Origin of the sequence: Streptomyces daqingensis (assembly GCF_014645895.1) — a bacterium.
Taxonomy (GTDB): domain Bacteria; phylum Actinomycetota; class Actinomycetes; order Streptomycetales; family Streptomycetaceae; genus Streptomyces; species Streptomyces daqingensis.
The window spans coordinates 160,436-181,241 of record NZ_BMMP01000014.1; the positions used below are offsets into that span (position 1 = coordinate 160,436).

The 20,806-nt window shown below is 71.5% G+C and carries 16 protein-coding genes and 1 pseudogene; 8 read left to right on the plus strand and 9 right to left on the minus strand.

From position 1 onward, the window contains the following. Positions 1-35: 35 nt before the first annotated feature. Positions 36-578, plus strand: a complete 543-nt coding sequence (locus tag IEY56_RS21045) for a gamma carbonic anhydrase family protein (RefSeq protein ID WP_189038825.1) — start codon at positions 36-38, stop codon at positions 576-578. 168 nt (positions 579-746) lie between these two features. Here IEY56_RS21045 and IEY56_RS21050 read toward each other — a convergent pair. The 3 genes and pseudogenes from IEY56_RS21050 to IEY56_RS21060 form a co-directional block, all read right to left on the minus strand. Continuing rightward, positions 747-1,361: pseudogene (locus tag IEY56_RS21050) on the minus strand (DedA family protein); the annotation flags it as partial. Between the two features lie 174 nt (positions 1,362-1,535). Then, positions 1,536-1,994 (minus strand): DUF4442 domain-containing protein, encoded by a 459-nt coding sequence (locus tag IEY56_RS21055; RefSeq protein ID WP_189038827.1) that lies wholly within the window; start codon positions 1,992-1,994, stop codon positions 1,536-1,538. Positions 1,995-2,094: 100 nt separating this feature from the next. Then, positions 2,095-2,919, minus strand: a complete 825-nt coding sequence (locus IEY56_RS21060; RefSeq protein WP_189038879.1) for a spermidine synthase — start codon at positions 2,917-2,919, stop codon at positions 2,095-2,097. A gap of 390 nt (positions 2,920-3,309) precedes the next feature. Between IEY56_RS21060 and IEY56_RS21065 the strand changes: the two genes are divergently transcribed. The 3 genes from IEY56_RS21065 to IEY56_RS21075 all read left to right on the plus strand — a co-directional run bounded on the left by IEY56_RS21065 (position 3,310) and on the right by IEY56_RS21075 (position 6,228). Further along, positions 3,310-4,023, plus strand: a complete 714-nt coding sequence (locus tag IEY56_RS21065) for a TVP38/TMEM64 family protein (protein ID WP_189038828.1) — start codon at positions 3,310-3,312, stop codon at positions 4,021-4,023. A gap of 119 nt (positions 4,024-4,142) precedes the next feature. Next, the gene (locus tag IEY56_RS21070; RefSeq protein ID WP_189038829.1) at positions 4,143-5,030 is read left to right on the plus strand and encodes an undecaprenyl-diphosphate phosphatase; all 888 of its coding nucleotides are present in this window, start codon (positions 4,143-4,145) and stop codon (positions 5,028-5,030) included. A gap of 148 nt (positions 5,031-5,178) precedes the next feature. Continuing rightward, on the plus strand, positions 5,179-6,228 hold the full coding sequence (locus IEY56_RS21075) for a DMT family transporter (RefSeq protein ID WP_229712079.1): 1,050 nt from the start codon (positions 5,179-5,181) through the stop codon (positions 6,226-6,228). 55 nt (positions 6,229-6,283) lie between these two features. Here IEY56_RS21075 and IEY56_RS21080 read toward each other — a convergent pair whose 3' ends face one another. Both IEY56_RS21080 and IEY56_RS21085 read right to left on the minus strand, forming a co-directional pair. Beyond that, the gene (locus IEY56_RS21080; protein ID WP_189038830.1) at positions 6,284-6,895 is read right to left on the minus strand and encodes a flavin reductase family protein; all 612 of its coding nucleotides are present in this window, start codon (positions 6,893-6,895) and stop codon (positions 6,284-6,286) included. Positions 6,896-6,964: 69 nt separating this feature from the next. Further along, positions 6,965-7,492 carry a GNAT family N-acetyltransferase gene (locus IEY56_RS21085; RefSeq protein ID WP_189038831.1) on the minus strand — a complete coding sequence of 176 codons (528 nt, stop codon included), beginning with the start codon at positions 7,490-7,492 and terminating at the stop codon, positions 6,965-6,967. Between the two features lie 1,071 nt (positions 7,493-8,563). Between IEY56_RS21085 and IEY56_RS21090 the strand changes: the two genes are divergently transcribed. The 3 genes from IEY56_RS21090 to IEY56_RS28955 are packed head-to-tail and all read left to right on the plus strand — an operon-like array spanning position 8,564 to position 12,627. Further along, positions 8,564-8,866: a hypothetical protein gene (locus IEY56_RS21090; RefSeq protein ID WP_189038832.1), complete on the plus strand. Its 303-nt coding sequence runs from the start codon at positions 8,564-8,566 to the stop codon at positions 8,864-8,866. Then, positions 8,863-10,944 carry a bifunctional polysaccharide deacetylase/glycosyltransferase family 2 protein gene (locus tag IEY56_RS21095; protein ID WP_229712080.1) on the plus strand — a complete coding sequence of 694 codons (2,082 nt, stop codon included), beginning with the start codon at positions 8,863-8,865 and terminating at the stop codon, positions 10,942-10,944. The genes IEY56_RS21090 and IEY56_RS21095 overlap by 4 nt, the downstream gene beginning before the upstream one ends. A gap of 60 nt (positions 10,945-11,004) precedes the next feature. Further along, a complete protein-coding gene (locus IEY56_RS28955; protein WP_308424161.1) occupies positions 11,005-12,627 on the plus strand; it encodes an LCP family protein in 1,623 nt (540 codons plus the stop codon). A 210-nt stretch (positions 12,628-12,837) separates the two neighbouring features. On the opposite strand, the gene IEY56_RS21105 is transcribed toward IEY56_RS28955, so the two are convergent. The 3 genes from IEY56_RS21105 to IEY56_RS21115 form a co-directional block, all read right to left on the minus strand. Then, complete coding sequence (locus IEY56_RS21105) at positions 12,838-13,539, minus strand: hypothetical protein (protein WP_189038833.1); 702 nt, start codon at positions 13,537-13,539, stop codon at positions 12,838-12,840. Positions 13,540-13,816: 277 nt separating this feature from the next. Continuing rightward, the gene (locus tag IEY56_RS21110; protein WP_189038834.1) at positions 13,817-15,562 is read right to left on the minus strand and encodes an IlvD/Edd family dehydratase; all 1,746 of its coding nucleotides are present in this window, start codon (positions 15,560-15,562) and stop codon (positions 13,817-13,819) included. 100 nt (positions 15,563-15,662) lie between these two features. Continuing rightward, on the minus strand, positions 15,663-18,047 hold the full coding sequence (locus IEY56_RS21115) for a GH92 family glycosyl hydrolase (RefSeq protein ID WP_189038835.1): 2,385 nt from the start codon (positions 18,045-18,047) through the stop codon (positions 15,663-15,665). 215 nt (positions 18,048-18,262) lie between these two features. On the opposite strand from IEY56_RS21115, the gene lnt reads away from it, so the two are divergent. Continuing rightward, positions 18,263-19,921: an apolipoprotein N-acyltransferase gene (lnt, locus tag IEY56_RS21120; RefSeq protein ID WP_189038836.1), complete on the plus strand. Its 1,659-nt coding sequence runs from the start codon at positions 18,263-18,265 to the stop codon at positions 19,919-19,921. Here the strand turns inward: lnt and IEY56_RS21125 are convergent. Further along, a complete protein-coding gene (locus IEY56_RS21125) occupies positions 19,905-20,798 on the minus strand; it encodes a Gfo/Idh/MocA family protein (RefSeq protein WP_229712081.1) in 894 nt (297 codons plus the stop codon). The two genes, lnt and IEY56_RS21125, sit on opposite strands and share 17 nt — an antisense overlap. Positions 20,799-20,806: the final 8 nt, after the last annotated feature.

The window sequence follows — 20,806 nt, forward strand, 5'->3', positions numbered from 1 at the left end:
TACAGCCGGGCGGGAAGCGAACGGAGACGAAGACGATGACGGAGCAGCGACCGGTGATCGCGGGCGTGAGCGGCAGGGTTCCCAAGATCGACGAGGACGCCTTCACCGCACCGACCTCGGTGGTCGTGGGCGACGTGACCATGGGGGCTGCGTCAAGTGTCTGGTACGGCGCGGTACTTCGTGCGGACTGCGACTCCGTCACCCTGGGGGCCGGCTCCAACATCCAGGACAACTGCACGGTGCACGCCGACCCCGGCTACCCCACGCACGTAGGCGAGGGCGTCTCGGTCGGGCACAACGCCGTACTGCACGGCTGCGTCGTGGAGGACGGCGTCCTGGTCGGAATGAGCGCCACCGTCCTCAACGGCGCCCGCATCGGGGAGGGTTCCCTGATCGCCGCGCACGCGCTCGTCCCCCAGGGCATGCAGGTGCCCCCGGGGTCGCTGGTCGCGGGAGTGCCGGCCAAGGTCAAGCGCGAGCTGACCTCCGAGGAGCGCGAGGGCATCCGGGCCAACGCGGAGATGTACCAGCACCTGGCACGCGCCCACCGCGACGAGGTCACTCCCGTCGGCGAGTGACGGTCAGTCGGTCCGCTCGGCGGCCGGGACCGCCTCCCGGCCGCCGGCCTTGTCGCCGCCCGTCGCCGCACCTGCCTCGCCCGGAGCGTCGGCTCCGCTGTCGCCCGCCCCCTCGCGGGGGGCATCCGGCGTCTGGGCGCTGGAGGCCAGCGGTTCGCCCTGGGCGCCCGCCTGCTCCGCCTCGGCCTTCCGGGACCGGCGCCGGAGTACGAGCATCGAACCGATTCCGAAGAGGACGGCGACGACCAGGCCCAGCCAGGAGAAGCGCTTGAGCCACGCCTCCGCGACGATGCCCACGTAGTAGATGACGGCCGTGGTGCCGCCCGCCCAGACGATCCCGCCCAGCACGTTGGCGGTGGCGAACTTCCAGTACGGCATCTTCAGCACACCGGCCAGCGGGCCCGCGAAGATGCGCAGCAGGGCCACGAAGCGGCCGAAGAAGACGGCCCACATCCCCCAGCGCTCGAAGGAGCGTTCCGCGGTGGCGACATGGTGGGGTCCGAAGTGTTTCGGGAACTTCCGTCCGAGCCAGGCCAGCAGGGGTTTGCCGCCTCTGCGTCCGATGGCGTAGCCGATGGAGTCGCCGACGATGGCGCCCGTCGTGGCGCACGCGCCGAGGACGAGCGGGTCGATCTCACCGTGCTGGGAGGCCAGAAGCGCGGAGCTGACGAGGATGATCTCGCCGGGGAGCGGGATACCCAGGCTCTCCAGCCCGATCACCAGCCCCACGAGGAGGTAGATGCTCACCGCCGGCACGTTCTCGAGCCACTCCTGGACGTGCAACTGTGCATCCTCCCGCCGGTGATGAACGCGGGAGGCATTCGGTCCGGTGGTCAACCCGCGCACGCCGCCCGCACTCCGCGGGCACACGTTCCGCAGCCTAACCGATGCGCGGGAACAGCGTTCCGCGCCGCCGCAGGCGGCCCAGAGCGGCGGCGGGAGAACGTCCGGCGGAGGTCAGGCGGTGTGCGGCCGCAGCGTCCAGATGATCTTCATCTCGCCGGTGACGGCGCCGTCCTCGCGGGTGATCGAGACCTGCACCGGGAACTCCGGCCGGTCCCCGGCGTCGAGCTCCGCGAGCACCTCAGCGACCGGCCGGCCCAGCTCCGCCGTCGCGGTCACGGTCCCCATCGCGAGCTTCTTGTAGTCGATCTCGGCCCGTACGGCCAGCGGCACCGCGCGCTTGAGCTGGTCCCCGAAGGCGGCGAGCACGATCGCGCCGCTGGCCGACTCGGCCAGCGTGAACATCGCACCCGCGTGCGGGCCGCCCACGTGGTTATGGAAGGCGCTCTGGTCGGGCAGGACGACGACGGCACGCTCCGGGGTCGTCTCGGAGAACTCCAGGTTGAGCGTGCCTGCCATCGGGACGGTGGTCGCCATCATCTCGCCGATGGACGGAAGGGATTCTGTGGGCATGCCCGGACGTTACCACTGAGTAACCACGGTCGGTAAGCCCCCTCCGGCAGCGGGCGCCGGCCGGACACCGCAGGTCGGGCGCCGACGGGCGGCCGGCCCGTCAGCCGATGGTGAAGGCACCCTCGGGCGGTACCGGGGACGGACTTGCGTCCCCGTCGTGCACCGGCTTCCTGCCCTCGGTGAGCCGGGCCAGCGCCGCACCCGCCTCGACCCTCGCGGGGAAGGCGTCCGAGGCGGTGCGGCGGGAGAGCTCCGCGAGCGGCAGCGGCTGGTGCGCGCCCACGAGCACGGTGTTGCCGAACCGGCGCCCGCGCAGCACGGAGGGTTCCGCGATGAGGCACATGTGCGGGAACACCTCGGCGAAAGTGGCCAGTTGCGCCCCCACGAAGGGGAAGGGCGCCGAATCGGCGAGGTTGGCGATGTACATGCCGTGCGGGCGGAGGACGCGGCAGGCCGCACGGGCGTAGCCGAGGGTGGTCAGGTGCGCCGGAACGTGGACGCCGCCGTAGACGTCGGCGACCACGGCGTCCGCCGACTCCGCCGGTGAGGCGTCGAGGAAGCTGCGGGCGTCCGCGGCCTCGACCACGACACCGGACTCCTCCGGCAGCGGGAGGTGCTCCCCGACGAGCGCGGACAACTCCTCGTCCATCTCGGCCACGCGCTGCCGGGACCCGGGCCGGGTGGCGGCGACGTAGCGGGGCAGGGTCAGGGCGCCACCGCCGAGGTGCAGCACGTCGAGCGGGCGTGCGTCCTCGGCGGCGAGGTCGAGGACGTGGGCGACCCGCCGCGCGTACTCGAACTCCAGGTGCCTGGGGTCGCGCAGGTCGACGTACGACTGGGGAGCGCCGTCGACGGTGAGCAGCCAGGCGTCCGGCCGGTCGACGTCGGGCATCAGCTTGGCGGTCCCCGAGCCGACGGTCCGCATCACGGGTATCGCCTCGGGCTCGGGCGGCACCTCCGGCGCCGGGGACTGACGGCTTCCCTGCTGTTCGGGCTGGTTCTTCTCCACCGTCCCATTGTGGGGCGTGCGGGGCGCCGCCCGTACGCACGCTGCGGCGGCAGCGGTGCAGGCCGCGGAGGGGCGGCTCGCCGCACGGGAGCGGCCGCCTCGGCTGCTGCGGACGTGCCCACGGAGGTCACATGGGAACGCGCGTACGGTCCGAACGCCCCAACAGCCGTATAGCGAGCGAGTTTTCCCGCCCTCGTCCCGAGCCCCGCGTCCGGCCGCCGCGGCATCCCTTCTCCCGTGTGTGACGCCGCACTTCCGGCGTTCTCACCCCGCGGAGCCCCCGGAACGTCCGTTACGCTCGCCGACGTGCCGGTAACCGCCACGCAGTCCGCCGAGCCGACCAGCCGGCTGGCACGGACGCTGCTCTCGCCCAGGTGCCGCCTGGCCCTGCTGCTGGTGCTCCTGTGCGCCGGCGGCATATCGGTGCTGGTGTACGAGCCGCAGCGGTTCTTCATCCACGGCCTGCCTCCGCACCTCTCGAGCGGCGTGGCGGGCGTCGTCTTCACCGTGGCGTACGGCCTGTGCACGGCGGCCTTCGTCCCGCGCCCCGTCCTCAACGTCGCCGCGGGCGCGCTGTTCGGCATCGAGGCCGGCACCGTCTCGGCCGTCGTCGGGACGGTCATCGGCTCCGGCATCGCGTTCGGCCTGGGACGCATGCTCGGCCAGGACGCCCTGCGCCCCATGCTGCGGGCGCGGTGGCTCAGCGCGGCGGACCGCCAACTCAGCAAGCACGGCTTCCGTTCGATGCTGGTGATCCGGCTGCTGCCCGGTGTCCCCTTCGCGGCCTCCAACTACGGGGCGGCCGTCTCCCGGATGACATGGCCCGCGTTCCTCGCGGCCACAGCGCTTGGCGTGATCCCCAACACCGCCGCGTACGTGATCGCCGGCAGCCACGCCGCGGCGCCGACCTCGCCCGTCTTCCTCGCCGCGTTCGGCTTCATCGCCCTGTCCGGCCTGGGCGGCGCCGTCGTCGCCTGGCGCAAGCGCGCGATGCTGCGCGACACCGAACCGCGCCCGTAGAACCCGTCCGCGCCCCCCTGAGGCCGCGTCATCCAGCCGCTGTAGTGTGCTCCGCGTGATCGCGGCGCGCGCTCGCGCGGCTCACCGGCATGTCTGATGACAGGACGGGTCTTAAGCAGATGTCTTGGTTCGAATCGTTCATCCTCGGGCTCGTCCAGGGACTGACCGAATTCCTCCCGATCTCCTCCAGCGCCCACCTCCGGCTCACCGCGGCCTTCGCGGGCTGGGAGGACCCGGGGGCCGCGTTCACCGCCGTCACGCAGATCGGGACGGAGGCGGCGGTCATCATCTTCTTCCGCAAGGACATCGCCCGCATCGTCTCCGCGTGGTTCCGCTCGCTGACCGACCGCGAGATGCGGCGCGACCACGACGCGCAGATGGGCTGGCTGGTGATCGTCGGCTCGATCCCCATCGGCGTGCTCGGACTGACGCTCAAGGACCAGATCGAGGGGCCCTTCAGGGACCTCCGCCTGATCGCCACCACCCTGATCGTGCTGGGCGTCGTCCTCGGCATCGCCGACAGGCTCGCCGCCCGCGACGCACACGGCGGAGAGAACCGGCCGCGCCGCGAGCGCAAGACGCTGGAGCAGCTGACGGTCAGGGACGGGCTCCTCTACGGCTGCGCCCAGGCGCTGGCCCTGGTGCCGGGCGTCTCCCGGTCGGGCGCCACCATCAGCGGCGGCCTGTTCATGGGCTACACGCGTGAGGCCGCGGCACGCTACTCGTTCCTGCTGGCCATCCCGGCGGTGATGGCCTCCGGGGTGTTCGAGCTGACGGAGATCGGCGAAGGCCACGTCTCCTGGGGGCCGACGGTCTTCGCGACGCTGCTCGCCTTCTTCGTGGCGTACGCGGTGATCGCCTGGTTCATGAAGTTCATCTCCACGCGCAGCTTCATGCCCTTCGTGATCTACCGCATCCTGCTGGGCGTGCTGCTGTTCGTACTGGTCGCCACGGGCGTGCTGAGTCCCAACGAAGGCGCGTCGTCCGGAGGCGTCTCCTCAGGCTGACCCGTGGGACCGGGTGGGGCTCGACGGGCCCGGGGCGCACCGCGCGAGGTGCGCGAGAGTGCAGTCCTGGGGCCGTACGGCAGTACGCGCCCGCAGCACGGTGACGCCTCTCCCTCAATGGAGGCATCGTTGACGGTATGAACCGGATGTGCCTGTTCCGGCTGGTTCGGCCGTGAACGCCCTCATCGGCGCGGTGCTGCTGGCACTGCTCTCGGCCGTCTGCTATGCCACGGCGGCCATCGTCCAGGAACGCATCGCGGCGACGACGCCGCCCAGCCGCTACGGGCTGCTGCGCTCCCCCCGCTGGTGGGGGGCCGTCGCCCTCAACGGGCTGGGGGCGGTGCTGCACGTCGGCGCGCTGGGCCTCGGCCCCCTGTCAGTGGTGCAGCCGCTGGGCGTGCTCACCCTCGTCCTCGCCCCTCCCCTGGCGGCCGTCATGGTCCGGCGACCCGTGAGCCGCACGGCCTGGCGGGGCATCGCCCTCGTCTCGGGCGGCCTCGCCGTACTCCTGGTGCTCACCGGGTCCACACCGAACCGCTCGCTCGCGGGGGCGGAGCAGCCGGTGCTCGCGGCAGCGGTGGCGTGCGCCCTCGTGCTCCTCGTGGCGACCGCTGCGACGGCGGGGCGTCGCTCGCGGCTGACGCGTACCGTCTCGCTCGCCACGGCGGCGGGGGTCGCCTACGGAGCCGCGTCCGTCTTCATCAAGACGGTGGCCGACAGCTGGGGCACGTCACCGCTGCTGGTCCTCGCGCCGCTGATGGGCCTGATCGGCGTGCTCGCCGCGACGGGGCTGGCGACGTCGCAGGCCTCCTACCGGGGCGGCGGGCTCGCCACTCCGCTCGCGACGGCCACGGTGGTCAACCCGGCCTTCGCCGCCGTCGTCGGCATCGTGCTGCTCGACGAGGGCTTCCTGTTCGGGGCCCCGGGCGCGGCGGGCGCGGCCCTCGCGGCCTGCGCCACCGTCCGGGGCCTCTTCGTGCTGGCCGTCGACCACAGCGGGCGCGGCGCTCCAGCGCGGGACCCCGCCGCTTCCACGCCGGTGCGGGGCCCCGGCCCCGTCATGGTGCGCCCGCCCGGCCGGCTCTCCCGCGCCGTGCACAGGGCGGCCGCGCACGGACACCTGGACCTCCATCCGCGGCGTGCACGGATCTGCGCCCGCCCGCACCGGCCACGACGCGTCACGGGCTCCCGGCGCTGAGCCGCCGCTGCGGGTGGCCCGCGGGCCGCGCGGGCTGCCGAGGGTCACTCGGCCGCTAGCCGGACCGTCCCTGCCACTCGCTGTACGGGACGCGGGCGATCTCGCGGACCTCGCCGAGCGTGGCCCACTCGTTCCTGCCCATCCGAGTGAGCGGACGCAGCCGCTCCGCCTCGGGGTGGCCGTCGACGAGGACGCCGTCGGAGACGGCGGCGTGCACGACGCGGCCGAAGACGACGGTGGAGTCGCCCAGCCGGACCGTGCTGTGCAGTACGCACTCCAGCGCCGCCGGCGAGGCGGCCACCCGCGGGGGCTTCACGCGCAGGCTCGGCTCCCGCTCCACGCCGGCCGCGTCGAACTCGCTCGTCCCCCGGGGGAAGTCGGTGGCCGTGTCGTTGATCTGCTCGAAGAGCCGCTCGGGCGCGAAGTTCACCACGAACTCCCCGGTCTCCTCGATGTTGCGCAAGGAGTCCTTGCGGCCGACCGACGAGAACTGCACGACGGGCGGCGTGACGCACGCGACGTTGAAGAACGAGTGCGGCGCGAGGTTGTCGGTGCCGTCCGGCGTGGTGCTGGATACCCAGGCGATCGGGCGGGGCACGACGAGCGCGGTCAGCAGCCTGTAGAAGTCGCCCCGGGGAAGGCTCCCGGGATCGAAGTCGGTACGCATGGTGACAAGTGTCCCAGCCTGCCGCCCCACTCCCGGCAGCGCGTCCGGGCGGGAGGCGAAGTGCCTCGCTCAGCCGCGGAGTTCACCCTCCAGCAAGCCCATCGTGAACATGTCGTACCAGCGGCCGTCCCGCCGGAAGACCTGCCGCAGGCGCCCCTCCTCGACGAACCCGACCTTCTCGTAGACGTGGCGGGCCGGGTGGTTGTCGGTGACGACGGTCAGCGAGATCTTGTGCAGGCGCATCTTGTCGAACCCGTAGCGGCAGACCGTGCGCACGGCGTCGGTCGCGTGGCCGCGCCCCCAGTACGCCTTCTCCCCGATGTAGATGTCGAGTTCGGCGCAGCCCGTCTCGGGTTCGGCGTCCCTCAGCCGCACGAGACCGATCAGCTCGCCGTCCTCGCGGACCTGGATGCCGAGGAGGACTTCCCCGTAGGCGTTCGTCGCCCGTTCCTCCAGACGCTTCCTGACCTGGGCCAGGGACTGCGGATAATTCTCCTGCATCCAGCGGAACACGTCCGGGTCGTGGTTCCAGCGCCACACCCGCTCCGCCTCGGACGGGTCGAGGGCCCGCAGTTCGATGCTTTCTCCGAGAACCATGACGGGCCTTCCTGTCGTCTAGCAGAACTGGTGGCCCAGTGAGAAGTAGCACCTACTCGATTGCATGCTCAACTGAATATGATGCAGGGGGTAATCGGCGTGACACGCAGGGCTGCGAGCGAACGCTTTGGCCGGACACAGGCGGCGCCCGGTACGAGTGGACTCGTTCGGCCGCCTCAGCGCTCCCGGCGGGAGTTTCCCCTTCGGCACTGGATCTTCACTTCTTCTTCACGCAGGCCCATGACGTGCGATCTCTCGCAGACGCGGTGACGAATGTCGCGATTCAGCGGAAGACGAGGAACCTGCATCAGATCCGCCCCGTCGCGATTGACGGGAAAGTAAGGAAGAAGTCGATAATTACGCACAACGACTTCTTTGTCTTTCAGGGCTGTCAACTCGCCTTTATCCGCACCTGAGCGAAGGCCGGAGCCGTACACGAGAGAGGCGGCCGACTGCCGCACGCCGAGCGGATCCGGCCAATGTCACCGTCACGGGGCGGGCGACTCTGTGAAGACGCGGTGATCGGCGAAATGCCGACGAAAGGTTCAGAACGGCGAGGCGACGCCAGAGCCCGTACACCGGGCCCGTCGTGATTGCCGATCGCTGCGCGCACGCCTGTCCACCCCGCCACGACCGGGTCATTCCCCTCGCCCGTCCGCCGGGAAACCCCCGTGACCACTGCGCGAACGAATCTCCCCCGGCCCGTCAGGAGCGCCGCTCCCGAGGCGAATTCCCGCCACGTGACCGCAACGCGCAGCGGTGTCGGCGACAAGCCCCGACGCCCGCATGACTGCCTTTTCCGCACAGTCGAGCGGCATGATGCGCAGTGGGGGAACCGGGGGGCCGGACTGCCAACCAAGAGTGGTGACGCATGCGAATACGGCTACTGCCCAGCACCCCTGAGAAAAAGGCGACACAGTTCACAGGTGGATTACTGAATCTTTCCGGCTCACTCGCGTTCCAGGCTGGCTACACTCACGCCCCATGCGATCCATGAACGACAGCCGTCGGAGGCGTGAAGACCAGAATCACCCGATATTCATTGCCAGTTCAGGTAGGCGCCGGAGACTCGTGCGCTATGCGGCAGTGACCATCGGGTGTGCCTGCACCGGGTATCTCGCCATCTTCGCCGCTGTGTTCGGGGGTCTGCAGGAGTCCACGGGCGAGAACCCGCCGCGCATGGACGAGCCGCTGCCCAGCAGTTCCTCCCAGAAGGACTCGGACGTTCCCGCGGGTGCGCAGTTCCCCGCGCGTTCGGAGTCGCCCGGAGCGAACCCCTCGCCCAAGTCCTCCCAGGACCAGGGCCGTGACCCCTCGCCGTCCCCGACCGCACCGGCCACCTCCTCGGCCCGTCCCGGCGGCGCGAACAGGTGAGCCGTCACGCGCTGCGCCGGGACCCGCGGGGGCACTGGCTGCTGCTGCTGCTCTTCCTCCCCGTGGTCATCGCCGCGCTCGTCTTCGAGGGCTGGACGAACCACGAGGTCGACGACGCGCGCAACAAGCGCCCGTGCACGACTCCCATGCCCAAGGCCGCGGACACCGGCGACCCGGTCCTGCGCCTGAACGACGGCACCATCCAGACCGCCTCCATGCCGCCGCGCACGGCCGCCCTCACCTTCAACGGCGGCCCCGATCCCGTATGGACGCCCCGGGTGCTGGACCTGCTGCGCAAGCACCGCGCGCAGGCCACCTTCTTCATCTACGGGTCCCAGGCGACCCGCCACCCGGAGCTGGTGCGCCGGATCCGCGCCGAGGGCCACGAGATCGGCTCGTACACCTACACGGGCGGCGACCTCGGATCGGCCTCGCCGTTGCGCTCCAAGATGGAGCTGTCGCTGACGCAGACGGCGCTCGCCGGCTCGGCCGGCGTCAACACGGGGCTGCTGAGGCTGCCGCACACGACCGCGGCGGACACCCTGTGCGGCGAGTCCTGGGACGCCGCCGTGCGCAGCGCCGAGCAGGGCTATCTGATCGTCGCGGCGGACCGCAAGTCGCGGAAGCCGTCGCAGGGCGTGGTGCGCCAGTACAGCAACTCGGACCTCGGTTATCACGAGGCTGAGCAGTTGCTGCGCAACCGGAACGTGGAGAGGTTCACGACCGTCACAGACGGGCTGGGACGGCCCTCCCCCACCACGACCGTCTCCGCCGCGGAGAGGCTGCGGGGCGAGGGCCTGATCTGGGCGAGGATGCTCGGCGCCTTCTTCACCAGCGCGATGGCGTGGGCCCTCGTGGCGGCGGGAGGGCTCAGCCTTCTGAGGCTCATCCTGCTGCTGATGTTCGCGCGGATGCACACGAACCGGCTGCAGCGGTTCCGGCCGGGCTCGCCGTGGCTGAGGGAGGTGAACGAACCGGTGACGGTGCTTGTGCCGGCCCACAACGAGGAGGCGGGCATCGAGTCGACGGTGCGTTCGCTGCTGGCGTCCACGCATCCGTACCTGCAGGTGATCGTGATCGACGACGGCTCGACCGACGCCACCGCCGACATCGCCGAGCGCATCCAGGACCCGCGGGTCCTCGTCATCCGGCAGGGCAACACCGGCAAGCCGGGCGCCCTCAACACCGGTCTGGCGCACGCGAGGTCGAACATCGTCGTGATGGTCGACGCGGACACCGTCTTCGAGCCGGAGGCCCTGCACCAGCTCGTCCAGCCGCTCGCCCACCCCGCGATCGGCGCGGTCAGCGGCAACACCAAGGTCGGCAACCGGCAGAAGCTGCTGGGCAAGTGGCAGCACCTGGAGTACGTCTTCGGCTTCAACCTCGACCGGCGCATGTTCGAGGTGCTGGAGTGCATGCCGACGGTCCCGGGAGCGATCGGCGCCTTCCGCCGCGACGCCCTGCTGGGCATCGGCGGCGTGAGCGAGGACACGCTGGCCGAGGACACCGACCTGACGATGGCCCTGTGGCGTGCCGGATGGCGCGTCGTCTACGAGGAGACGGCCATCGCCTGGACCGAAGTGCCCGAGACCCTGAGCCAGTTGTGGCGGCAGCGCTACCGCTGGTGCTACGGCACGCTGCAGTCCATGTGGAAGCACCGGCGGGCCGCGCTGGAGGTCGGGCCGGCAGGGCGCTTCGGGCGCCGCGGCCTGAGCTACCTCACGCTCTTCCAGATCGCGCTGCCTTTCGCCGCGCCCGTCGTCGACGTGTTCTTCCTGTACGGCCTCTTCTTCCGCCACCCCCTGGAGGCGCTGGGCGTCTGGCTCGGCTTCCTGGTCATGCAGATGGTGACCGCCGCGTACGCGCTGAGGCTGGACAGGGAGCCCCTGCGCGAGCTGTGGTCGCTGCCTCTGCAGCTGTTCGTCTACCGGCAGCTGCTCTATTTCGTGATCATCCAGTCAGTGGTGACGGCGTTGCTGGGTAACCGGCTGAAGTGGCAGCGCATGCGCCGGTCGGGCACCGCCGACCAGCATCTGCTCAGCGAACCCGCCAAGCAGCGCACCCTGTCGTCGAAGTGACCGGCGGCGCCGGACGAAGCGAAGTGACCGGAATCAAGTGAGCGAGGGGAGAGTCGGGCCATGAAGGACCCACACGACCAGTGGGCCGAGGATGGCCGCGGTTCGCGCGCCGGGGCCCGTCGGGGCCGTGCCGCCCGTACCGGGGGCCGTCGCAAGCGCGACGACTTCGACACGGGCGAGTACGCCGTGGGCGACCCCGTCAACGTGGTGAGCCCGGCCCGGCCCGGAGGCCCCGTGACGTATCCGCCGAGGCCGGAGGAGCGGAAGCGCTCCGGCGGCGAGGTCATCCAGGGCGAGGCAGTATCCGGGCGCACCACGCCGCTGCCCGCCCAGGAGCCCCCGGCTGCCGGGGCGGCCGGGCAGGGAACGCGACGGAGTGGCGGCATGCCGCCCGGTGCGGCCCAGCCCGCGGGTCCTCCCGGCCACGTCCAGCCCGGGATGCAGCCCGGAGTCCAGCCCGGTGCGGCACAGCCCGGGACGCACCCCGGTGCGATGCAGCCCGGCGCACATCCCGGTGCCGTCCAGACAGGGAGCCATTCCTCAGCCGTCCAGCCCGTGGGCCGGCACGGTGCCGTCCAGCCGGGCGGCCCGGGCGGGCCCGGCACTCCGGCCTTCCCGCCGGGAGGGGACGGCCCGGGCGGTCCGGGTGACGGCTTCTCCTCGCGCTTCGGCCCCGAGGCCCCCCGCGCCGGCCGGCGTCCCAAGCGCCGCCGCCCGCTGCGCCGTGCGGTCGTCATCCTGCTCGCCACGGTCATCACGGGTTCCGTGGGGACGTACGCGTGGGCGGAGACGAAGCTGCAGCGCAACGTCGATCTCAACAAGTTCGACTCCCGGCCCCCGCCCGGCAAGGGCACCAACTACCTCATCGTGGGCTCCGACAGCCGTGAAGGCCTCTCCGAGGAGGACAGGAAGAGGCTCAACACCGGTGTCTTCGGGGGCCGTCGCACCGACTCGATGATCCTGGTGCACAAGGGTGTGAACGGCACGACGATGGTCAGCTTCCCGCGTGACTCGTGGGTCACCCTCCCCGGGTACACCCACCCCTCCACGGGAAAGACCTCGGGGCCCGTGAAGAACAAGCTCAACGCGGCCTTCTCGCAAGGCGGTCCGGAGCTGCTGATCAGCACCATCGAGCAGAACACGGGCCTTCGGATCGACCACTACGCGGAGATCGGGTTCGCCGGCTTCGTGAACATCGTCGACGCCGTGGGCGGCGTCCCGATGTGCGTCGACCGGAACATCAAGGACAAGGACTCGGGCGCCAACCTGAAGAAGGGCTGCCAGAACCTCGACGGTGCGGAGGCCCTGGCCTTCGTCCGCCAGCGCAAGCAGGAGGCCAAGGGCGACCTGGGCCGGACGCAGAACCAGCAGAAGTTCCTCTCGGCACTCGCCAAGAAGGCGGCGGACCCGGACACGGCCCTCGACCCCGGTGCCGTGTATCCCGCCGTGAGCGCCGGGCTCGACACCCTGATCGTCGACCAGGGCATGAGCCTGAAGGAGCTGAGCACCATGCTGCGGACGGTGCAGGGCATCTCGGACGGCGGCGGCAAGCGGATCAACGTCCCGACGAAGGGCCCGATCCGTACCCGCAAGGGCGACGCGGTGGCCTGGAACTCTGCTCAAGCGGAGAAGCTCTTCGGCCAGCTGAAGCGGGATCAGAGGGTGACGGTCCGCTCGCAGTAGAGCGGGGCGGCCTTCCGGCGCCCGGCCCGGAAAACGCCTTCCTGCCTCCTCCCGCGGGGCGCCTCGCAGGTCACGACAGCTGGTCGGCCGTGCCGGCCACGGGCGCCGTCTCACGCCCGTGGCCGGCACGGCTCACGTCTGCCGTCCGCTACATCGGCCCCCGGCCCGGGCCGTGGGAGCGGATCGCGCCCGCCGTGGTCGGCACGAGCGTCAGCAGGCCTGCTGCGGGCCGGAGTTCTGCGTGCCGACGCGGCCGACGACGGTCTCGTCGCCGAGCGTGGTGCCGGCGCCGCGGTTGATGTAGCAGGAATAGCGCGTCTTGTTGATGACTTCGAGGTGGATGTGGGCGCCGGAGTCGCCGTTGACCTGGTAGCACGAGGAGTAGCGGAACCGTCCGGTCTCGCCGAGCTTGGTCCACGGGCCGACGCTGGCTCCCACGGCGATCGCGTCCGGCTTCTTGTCGACGTGCATGACGTCCGCGCGTCCGACGACCGTTCCCGTGGCGTCGTCGCGCGCCTCCAGGCCGATGCGGTAACCGCCGTCGGCGAGGTTCCCCGTGGCGCATCCCGGCTTGACGGTCACGACCCGGACGGACACCGGGTTCCCGGCGGACGTCTTGCTGCCGAACGGCGAGACGACCGTGCCCCCCGGGTTGCGGTAGATGTCGACCGCCCAGTCGTTGAGATAGCCGTAGTTGTAGAAGACGCGGTGGTGGGAGGAGGGCGGCGTCTGGCCGAACCGGTCCCAGATGGAGCTGCCCTGGATCGGCGGGTAGATGCCGATGGTGTCGGCGGCCTTCGGCGCTGCCTTTTCATCCGCCGGCTGCGCCGAGACGAGCGGCGCGGTCAGCAGGACCGAGGAGGCGGCGAGGGCCGTGGCGACGGCTATGCGTACGGAGGTTACGGGTCTCAAGGTGTCTTCCTTGGGGTGGGGGGTTCACGGAGGTGACCGGCCGTCGGCCGGCCGACGCAGAGTCAACCACTGGTGAGACCCGGCGGCCAGACGGCGCCGGCCCCGAGTGGACATGCCCGTGCGGGTGTTGGAATACCGGGACCGGAGCGTGAGGCGCCGGGCTCGCGTCGCCGCACGGCACAGCCGGACAGCGCCCGGGCCCTCAACGGACGGGGCCGGCCCCGCAGCGCGAGGCCGGCCCCGTCCGGCGGACCACACCGGCGAACTCCGGGGTGGTTCAGTGCGAGTGGCGCGGCACCTCGTCGCCGCTGCCGCCCGTCAGGAAGTCCAGGTCCGCACCCCGGTCGGCCTGCATGACGTGCTCCGTGTAGAGCCTCTCCCAGCCGCGCCGGCGGCCGGCCATGTCGGCGGGCTCACCCTGGGCCGCCGACTCCTCGCGCCGGGACGCGAGTTCGTCTTCGCCGACGCACAGGTCCAACCGCCGCCCGGGCACGTCGAGTTCGATGACGTCTCCCGTCCGCACGAGCGCGAGCGGCCCGCCGACAGCCGACTCGGGGGCGACGTGCAGCACGCACGTGCCGTACCCCGTGCCGCTCATCCGGGCGTCGCTGATCCGCACGACGTCCTCGACTCCCGCTTCCAGCAGGGCCTTCGGCACGGGCACGTTGCCCACTTCCGGAAAGCCCGGGTAGCCCTTCGGCCCTGCGTTGCGCACGACGATGACGGTGGAGGAGTCGACGGGCAGTCCGGGGTCGTCGGCGACCGCCGTGTAGTCCTCGACGCGGTCGAAGACGAGGGCCTTCCCCCGGTGCCGCAGCAGGCGCTCGTCCGCCGCGGAGACCTTGATGACGGCCCCGTCGGGGCAGAGGGTGCCGTGCAGCACCGCGGTTCCGGCGCCCGCCGCCATGAAGGGCTCGGACATCGTCCCGATGACCTCGCGGTTGTAGCACTCCGCGTCGGCGATCTCCTCACCGATGGGCCGGCCGGTGACGGTTACCGACTCGCGGTGGACGAGGTCGCCCAGTTCGCGCATGACCGCCGGCAGCCCGCCCGCGTAGTAGAAGTCCTCCATGAGGAAGCGTCCGGAGGGCATCATGTCGGCCAGCACCGGAACCTCCGCCGTGAGCCGGTCGAAGTCGGCGAGTTCCAGGGGCACTTCCACCCGTCCGGCCAGCGCCAGCAGGTGCACCACCGCGTTGGTGGAGCCCCCGAGCGCGGCGTTGACGCGGATCGCGTTCTCGAACGCCTCCCGGGTGAGGATGTGCGACGGCCGCAGGTCCTGCTCGACGAGCCGCACGGCCTGCCTGCCGGACGCCTGTGCCAGCGCGTACCGCCGGGAGTCGGCGGCGGGAATGGCCGCGCCGCCCGACATCTGCATGCCCAGCCCCTCCGAGATGCAGGCCATGGTCGAGGCGGTGCCCATCGTCATGCAGTGGCCCCGGCTCCGCGACATGCATCCTTCGGCCTCGCTCAGATCCGCGGCGGTCAGCTTCCCCGCGCGCATCTCCTCGCTCAGCTTCCACACCGCGGTGCCCGAACCGATGTCGCGTCCGCGGAACTTGCCGTTGAGCATCGGCCCGCCCGTGACCATCAGTGCGGGGATGTCGACGCTGGCGGCCCCCATGAGCATGGCGGGCGTGGTCTTGTCGCAGCCGGAGAGCAGGACGACGCCGTCGAGGGGGTTGGCCCGCAGGGTCTCCTCCACCTCCATGGCCATGAGGTTGCGGAAGAGCATCGTGGTGGGACGCATCAGCGTCTCCCCCAGCGACATGACGGGGAACTCCAGCGGCAGACCGCCGGCTTCCCACACCCCCCGCTTGACGGCCTCGGCGACGTCCCTCAAGTGCGCGTTGCACGGCGTGAGTTCGGACCAGCTGTTGCCGATGCCGATGACCGGCCGCCCGTCGAAGACCTCAGGGCCGAACCCCTGGTTGCGCATCCAGGACCGGTGGATGAAGCCGTTGCGCCCCTCCGCCGCGAACCATTCCGCGCTGCGCCGGCGGTTGGTCTCGTCGTTGCTCATTTCACTCCCTGTGCCGTCCCGCTTGTCTTCCGGCCCGACCTGTCCCCTCCTGACCTGACGTGACCCGGTAATCGATCTTGCTGGCCGTCCCGCCGCCGGGTCAACGGTCCTGCTGCGTCGGTCTGCGCAGCGAGGGAGGCTCGTCGCCGTCGCCGGTCCCCCATTCCGAGGGCTCCCGCGCGAGGTCGAAGTGCAGGTCGTCTCCGCGCCGTATGTCCTCCGTGGTGATCCACGTGCGGGAGGTGCCGACGCCACCGAGCGAGGCGGAGCGGACGTAGCGGCTGCCGTCCTCCGTGCCGTCCGCGGTGACGGTGAAGCCGCCCTTCGGATACCACTCGCGGTCCAGTTCGAGTTCGACGCGGTCGAAGGCGGGCGTGTTCAGACCCCAGGTGTCCGTGCCGGGTGAGACCGGGAAGACGCCTATCGAGGAGAGCACCATCCACGACGACATGGTGCCCAGGTCGTCGTTGCCCGTTACCCCCGCCGGGGAGTCGTCGAAGAGGCGCAGCGCGGCGTCGACGACCTCCGTCGTCTTCCACGGCGAGCCCGTGGAGAGGTAGGTGTACGGGGCGGTGAGGTCGTGCTCGTTGTGCGGGTTGTACTTGTCGGTCCCGTAGTAGTCGTACGGGCCGTTCACCCACGTGCCGCGCGCCGTCCCCTCCGGGTCCCTGACCAGGTCGTCGTGGGCGAAGAAGGTGTCCAGGCGGTCCTCCGCGGCCTTCTTCCCGCCCATCAGCGACATCAGGCCGGGGATGTCGTGCGGCACCGACCACTGGTACTGCCAGGACGTGCCCTCCTGGAAGCCCTTGCTGTGAGCCGGATCGGAAGGCCCCGTGAACTCTCCGCGGCTGTCGCGGGCGCGCGGGAAACCCGTCTCCGGGTCGAAGGTCTCGCGGTAGTTGCGGGAGCGTGCGGCGTACCGCCGGGCGTCCTCGTCGTGGCCGAGGTCGCGCGCCATCCCGGCGAGGGAGGCGTCCGCGGCGGCGTACTCGAGGCTGGCCGACGCGCTGTGCCGCCAGTCGGGGCTCCCGGGCTTCAGCTTCGGCCTGTCCGGCTGGTGCGGTATGTAGCCGTCCCGGATGTACTCCTTGTTCGCCATACGTCCGAGATAGGGCGATTGGCGCGGAGGTATGCCGTCCGCGTTCCTCTTCAACGCGCGGTAGGCCCGCTCCCCCTCGTCCTTGTCGAGCAGCCCCTGTTGGTAGGCGTTCGCGAGGAAGGGGGTGACGGGGTCCCCGGTCATGATGTTCGTCTCGGTCGTCCCGTAGCCCCACCGGGGCAGCCAGCCGCCCTGCTCCTCGACGTCCAGCACGGAGAGCGCCATGTCGCGTGACTCGCGCGGCGCGACGAGGGTGAGCAGCTGCGCCTGCGTGCGGAACGTGTCCCACAGCGACCAGTTCTGGTAGTAGGTGTGCCCCTTCGCGCGGTGGATCCTCTGGTCCCATCCGCGGTACCGGCGATCGGCGTCCTCACCGATATTGGGGTGGAGCAGCGACCGGTACAGGGACGAGTAGAAGACGCGGCGCCGCTCGGGGCTCCCTCCCGTGACCTTCACCCTGCCGAGGCGCTCCCGCCACGCGGCCCGGGCCTTCTCGCGCGTCTCGTCGAAGGTGCTGCCGCCCTCTGCGTCGAGGTTGCGGGCGGCACCCTCTGCGTCGACGTACGACAGGGCGGTCACCGCTTCGACGTCCCGGTCCCCGTCCCTGGTGTCGAACCGGGCGTAGGCGCCGCGCCGTCCGCCGCCCTCCGAGGACCTGCTTCCCTCCGTGACGCGCTCCCCGTCCCACGTCCCGTAGGAGTCGAACGGACGGTCGAAGCGGGTCACCTGCCAGACGGTGTACGGCTTCGTCCCCTGACAGAAGCCGCTTCCCGTGACCTTGGCGGCCACGGTCCGCTCGTCCAGGACGCGTACGGAGCTGTCGGTGACCTTGTGCAGGGCCTGGCCGGAGTTGAGCAGCACGTTGGCCTTGCCGGTCTCCGGGAAGGTGTAGCGCTGGTGGCCGGTGTGCCGGGCAGCGGTCAGCTCCGCCTTCGTGCCGCCGTAGTCGTCCAGCGCCACCTGGTACGAGCCGGGTGAGGCGCTCTCCTTCTCGTGGCGGAAGGCGGAGGCGTACTCCGCGTTGTCGGTGGTGGAGACGTCTCCGGTCGTGGGCATCACCGGCAGGTCGCCGCCCAGCTTGCAGCCCACGCCCGAGAGGTGGACCGAGGAGAAGCCGCGGATGCGGTCGTCGTCCCAGTCGTAGCCGGTGTTGGCGCCGGTGTCCGGCGAGAGCTGCACCTTGCCGAAGGGGAAGGCCGCTCCGGGGAAGGTGTTCCCCTCGTTGCGGGTGCCGATGAAGGGGTTGACGAGGCTCACAGGGTCCCCGGCGGGCTTTCCGTCCGATATCTCCCCTACGCTGACCGGAGGGGCGTGCGGTGAGGCGCCCACCAGTCCCGCGCACAGGGCGGCACCGGCCAGACCCAGCAGGGTCCGGACGCGTTTCACTCGTACCACTGAGCCTCCGAGGCCGGGACATCGTTGTCGGGCGGCCCAGGTTTCGCCACGTGACCTGCGGCTGTCTATGCCCCAGGTCACAACATGTCCGTACGATTGCCCCGGTGCATGCGCGACCGTCCGTCGGGGAATCCCTCCGCACAGCCGGCGCTCCCGTCAATCGGCGGGAGGACGCGGGGCCGGGACACGGGAGACGGAGGGCGCGGATGGCCGCACGGCGGGTACCGGGGCGGCTTGCGGCGATCGGCTCCCGAGTTCGATGGGTACGTGCCGTGCTCACGCTCGCGGCGGGGGCGTTGCCGGCCCTCGCCTTCCCCGCTCCGGCCCTGTGGTGGCTCGCCTGGGTGGCGCTGGTGCCGTGGATGCTGCTGATCCGTTCCGCTCCCTCCGGGCGTCAGGCGGCGGTGAGCGGCTGGCTCGGGGGCCTGGGTCTCATGCTGTCGGTGCACCACTGGCTGCTGCCGAGCCTGCACGTCTTCTTCCTCGTGCTGGCCGCTCTGCTCGCGCTGCTGTGGGCGCCCTGGGGGTGGCTGGTGCGGCGCATGCTGCACGGCCGCCCCGGGCCGTGGCGGATCGCGGCGGCTGCGGGCCTGGTGCCGTCCGGGTGGCTGATGGCCGAACTGGTCCGCTCCTGGGAGTACTTGGGAGGACCCTGGGGGCTGCTGGGCGCGAGCCAGTGGCAGGTGGCTCCGGTGCTGCGGCTGGCGTCGGTGGGCGGCGTGTGGCTCGCCGGCTTCGTGCTGGTGGCCGTCAACACCCTGCTCACCGCTCTCGTCGCACTGGCCGCGGGGCGTCCCGGGGACGGCGGACAGCCGACCTGTGGAGCCGAGGCGGGAGTTGCGGCCGCCGGGCCCGCTCCGCTCCGGCGCCCCGCGGCCCCGGAAGCGGTGTGCGCCGTCTCGCTGCTCGCGGTGGCCGCCGGTGCCCTCGGCGCGGCGTGGGCCTGGGCTCCGGTGCCGCGTCCGGCCGGCGAGTCGCGCGTCGCGGTGGTGCAGCCGGGCGTCGTCGTCGGCCAGCGTGCGCGGCTGGAGCGCAGCGTAGAGCTGACCCGGCGGCTCGCGGGCCGGGACGTGGACCTGGTGGTGTGGGGGGAGAGCAGCGTCAGCTACGACCTCGGCGCCCACCGCAGGGTGCGCGACCGGCTGGCCGCCCTCTCCTCCGAGGTCGGCGCCCGCATCCTGGTGAACGTGGACGCCCGACGCTCCGACCGTCCGGGCATCTACAAGAGCTCGATACTGATCGGACCGGACGGGCCCGTCGGCGACCGTTACGACAAGACGCGCCTGGTGCCGTTCGGGGAGTACGTCCCCGCCCGCGAACTGCTCGGCTGGGCCACCTCGGTGGGCCGCGCCGCCGACGAGGACCGGCTGCGCGGGGACGGACCGGTGCTGATGAGGGCCGGGGGCGTCACCTTCGGGCCGCTGGTCTGCTTCGAGACGGCCTTCCCGGACATGAGCCGTGAACTGGCAGGTCAGGGTGTGGAGTTGCTCGTGGCGCAGTCCTCCACCTCGACGTTCCAGCACAGTTGGGCCCCAGCCCAGCACGCCTCCCTCGCGGCGCTCAGGGCGGCGGAGTCCGGTCGCCCGATGGTGCACGCCACCCTCACCGGCAGCACCGCGGTGAACGGACCGCGCGGCGAACCCGTCGGCCAGTGGCTGGGCACCGGGCGCAGCACCGCAGAGGTCTACCGCGTCCCCCTGGCCACGGGCCGGACGCTCTACGTGCGCTACGGCGACTGGGTGGTGTACGCGGCGGTGGCGGGGCTCGCCCTGTTCGCCGGCGCCGAGAGCGTGCGCCGGGTGCGCGACCGGCGGCGCGGGACGCCTTCGGGCCGCGCCGACAGCTCGCTCACCGGGCGGACTTGACCACCCGCTCGCACAACTCGTGCGTCCGCAGGGCGTCTTGAGCGGACAGCACTTCCCCTTCGCGTACCGCGTCAAGGAAGCGGAGCACGATCTGCTCGATGCCGCGCTGCCGCACGACCGGCACCCAGTCGCCCCGGCGCCGCACGCTGGGCTGCCCCTTGTGGTCGACGACGTCGGCGATGTTGCGCACCTCGCGCTTGGAGTCCTGCCCGGAGACCTCGAGGACCTCCTCCGCCGATCCCGACAGCCGGTTCATCGCGCCCACGGCGGTGAAACCGTCGCCGGAGAGCTGGAGCACCGCGTGGTGCAGCAACCCGTCCCGCACCCGCGTCCGCACGTCGACGTGGTCGACGGGGCCCGGAACGAGGAAGCGCAGCGTGTCGACGACGTGGATGAAGTCGTCGTAGACCATGCGCCGCGGCTCCTCGGGCAGGCCGAGCCGGTGCTTCTGCATGAGGATCAGGTCGCGGGGGTGTTCGAGGCACTGGGCGTACGCGGGCGCGTAGCGGCGGTTGAAGCCGACGGCGAGGCTGACGCCGCGCTCGGCGGCCAGACCGACGAGGCGTTCCGCCTCCTCCAGCCGGTACGCGAGCGGCTTGTCGACGTAGGTGGCGACGCCGGCGTCGAGCAGCCTGGAGACGATCTCGGGGTGCGCGGCGGTGGCCGCGTGCACGAAGGCGGCGTCGGGCCGCACCGCGAGCAGGGACTCCACGTCGGAGTGCCGGTGCGCGACGGGGACGCGGTAGGCGGCGCCGGCGGCTTCCAGGACGGCCGGGGTGCGGGTGACGAGATGCGGTTCGAGACCCGGCTGCGAGGCGAGCAGGGGCAGATACGCCTTCTGCGCGATGTCGCCGAGACCGATCACGCCGATCTTCACGTGGTGCT

Excerpts from the sequence above, each read along its gene's own strand:
- IEY56_RS21045 (WP_189038825.1), top strand. The coding sequence starts at position 36 with ATGACGGAGCAGCGACCGGTGATCGCGGGCGTGAGCGGCAGGGTTCCC.
- IEY56_RS21055 (WP_189038827.1), bottom strand. The coding sequence starts at position 1,994 with ATGCCCACAGAATCCCTTCCGTCCATCGGCGAGATGATGGCGACCACC.
- IEY56_RS21060 (WP_189038879.1), bottom strand. The coding sequence starts at position 2,919 with ATGCGGACCGTCGGCTCGGGGACCGCCAAGCTGATGCCCGACGTCGAC.
- IEY56_RS21070 (WP_189038829.1), top strand. The coding sequence starts at position 4,143 with ATGTCTTGGTTCGAATCGTTCATCCTCGGGCTCGTCCAGGGACTGACC.
- IEY56_RS21080 (WP_189038830.1), bottom strand. The coding sequence starts at position 6,895 with ATGCGTACCGACTTCGATCCCGGGAGCCTTCCCCGGGGCGACTTCTAC.
- IEY56_RS21085 (WP_189038831.1), bottom strand. The coding sequence starts at position 7,492 with ATGGTTCTCGGAGAAAGCATCGAACTGCGGGCCCTCGACCCGTCCGAG.
- IEY56_RS28955 (WP_308424161.1), top strand. The coding sequence starts at position 11,005 with ATGAAGGACCCACACGACCAGTGGGCCGAGGATGGCCGCGGTTCGCGC.
- IEY56_RS21110 (WP_189038834.1), bottom strand. The coding sequence starts at position 15,562 with ATGAGCAACGACGAGACCAACCGCCGGCGCAGCGCGGAATGGTTCGCG.
- lnt (WP_189038836.1), top strand. The coding sequence starts at position 18,263 with ATGGCCGCACGGCGGGTACCGGGGCGGCTTGCGGCGATCGGCTCCCGA.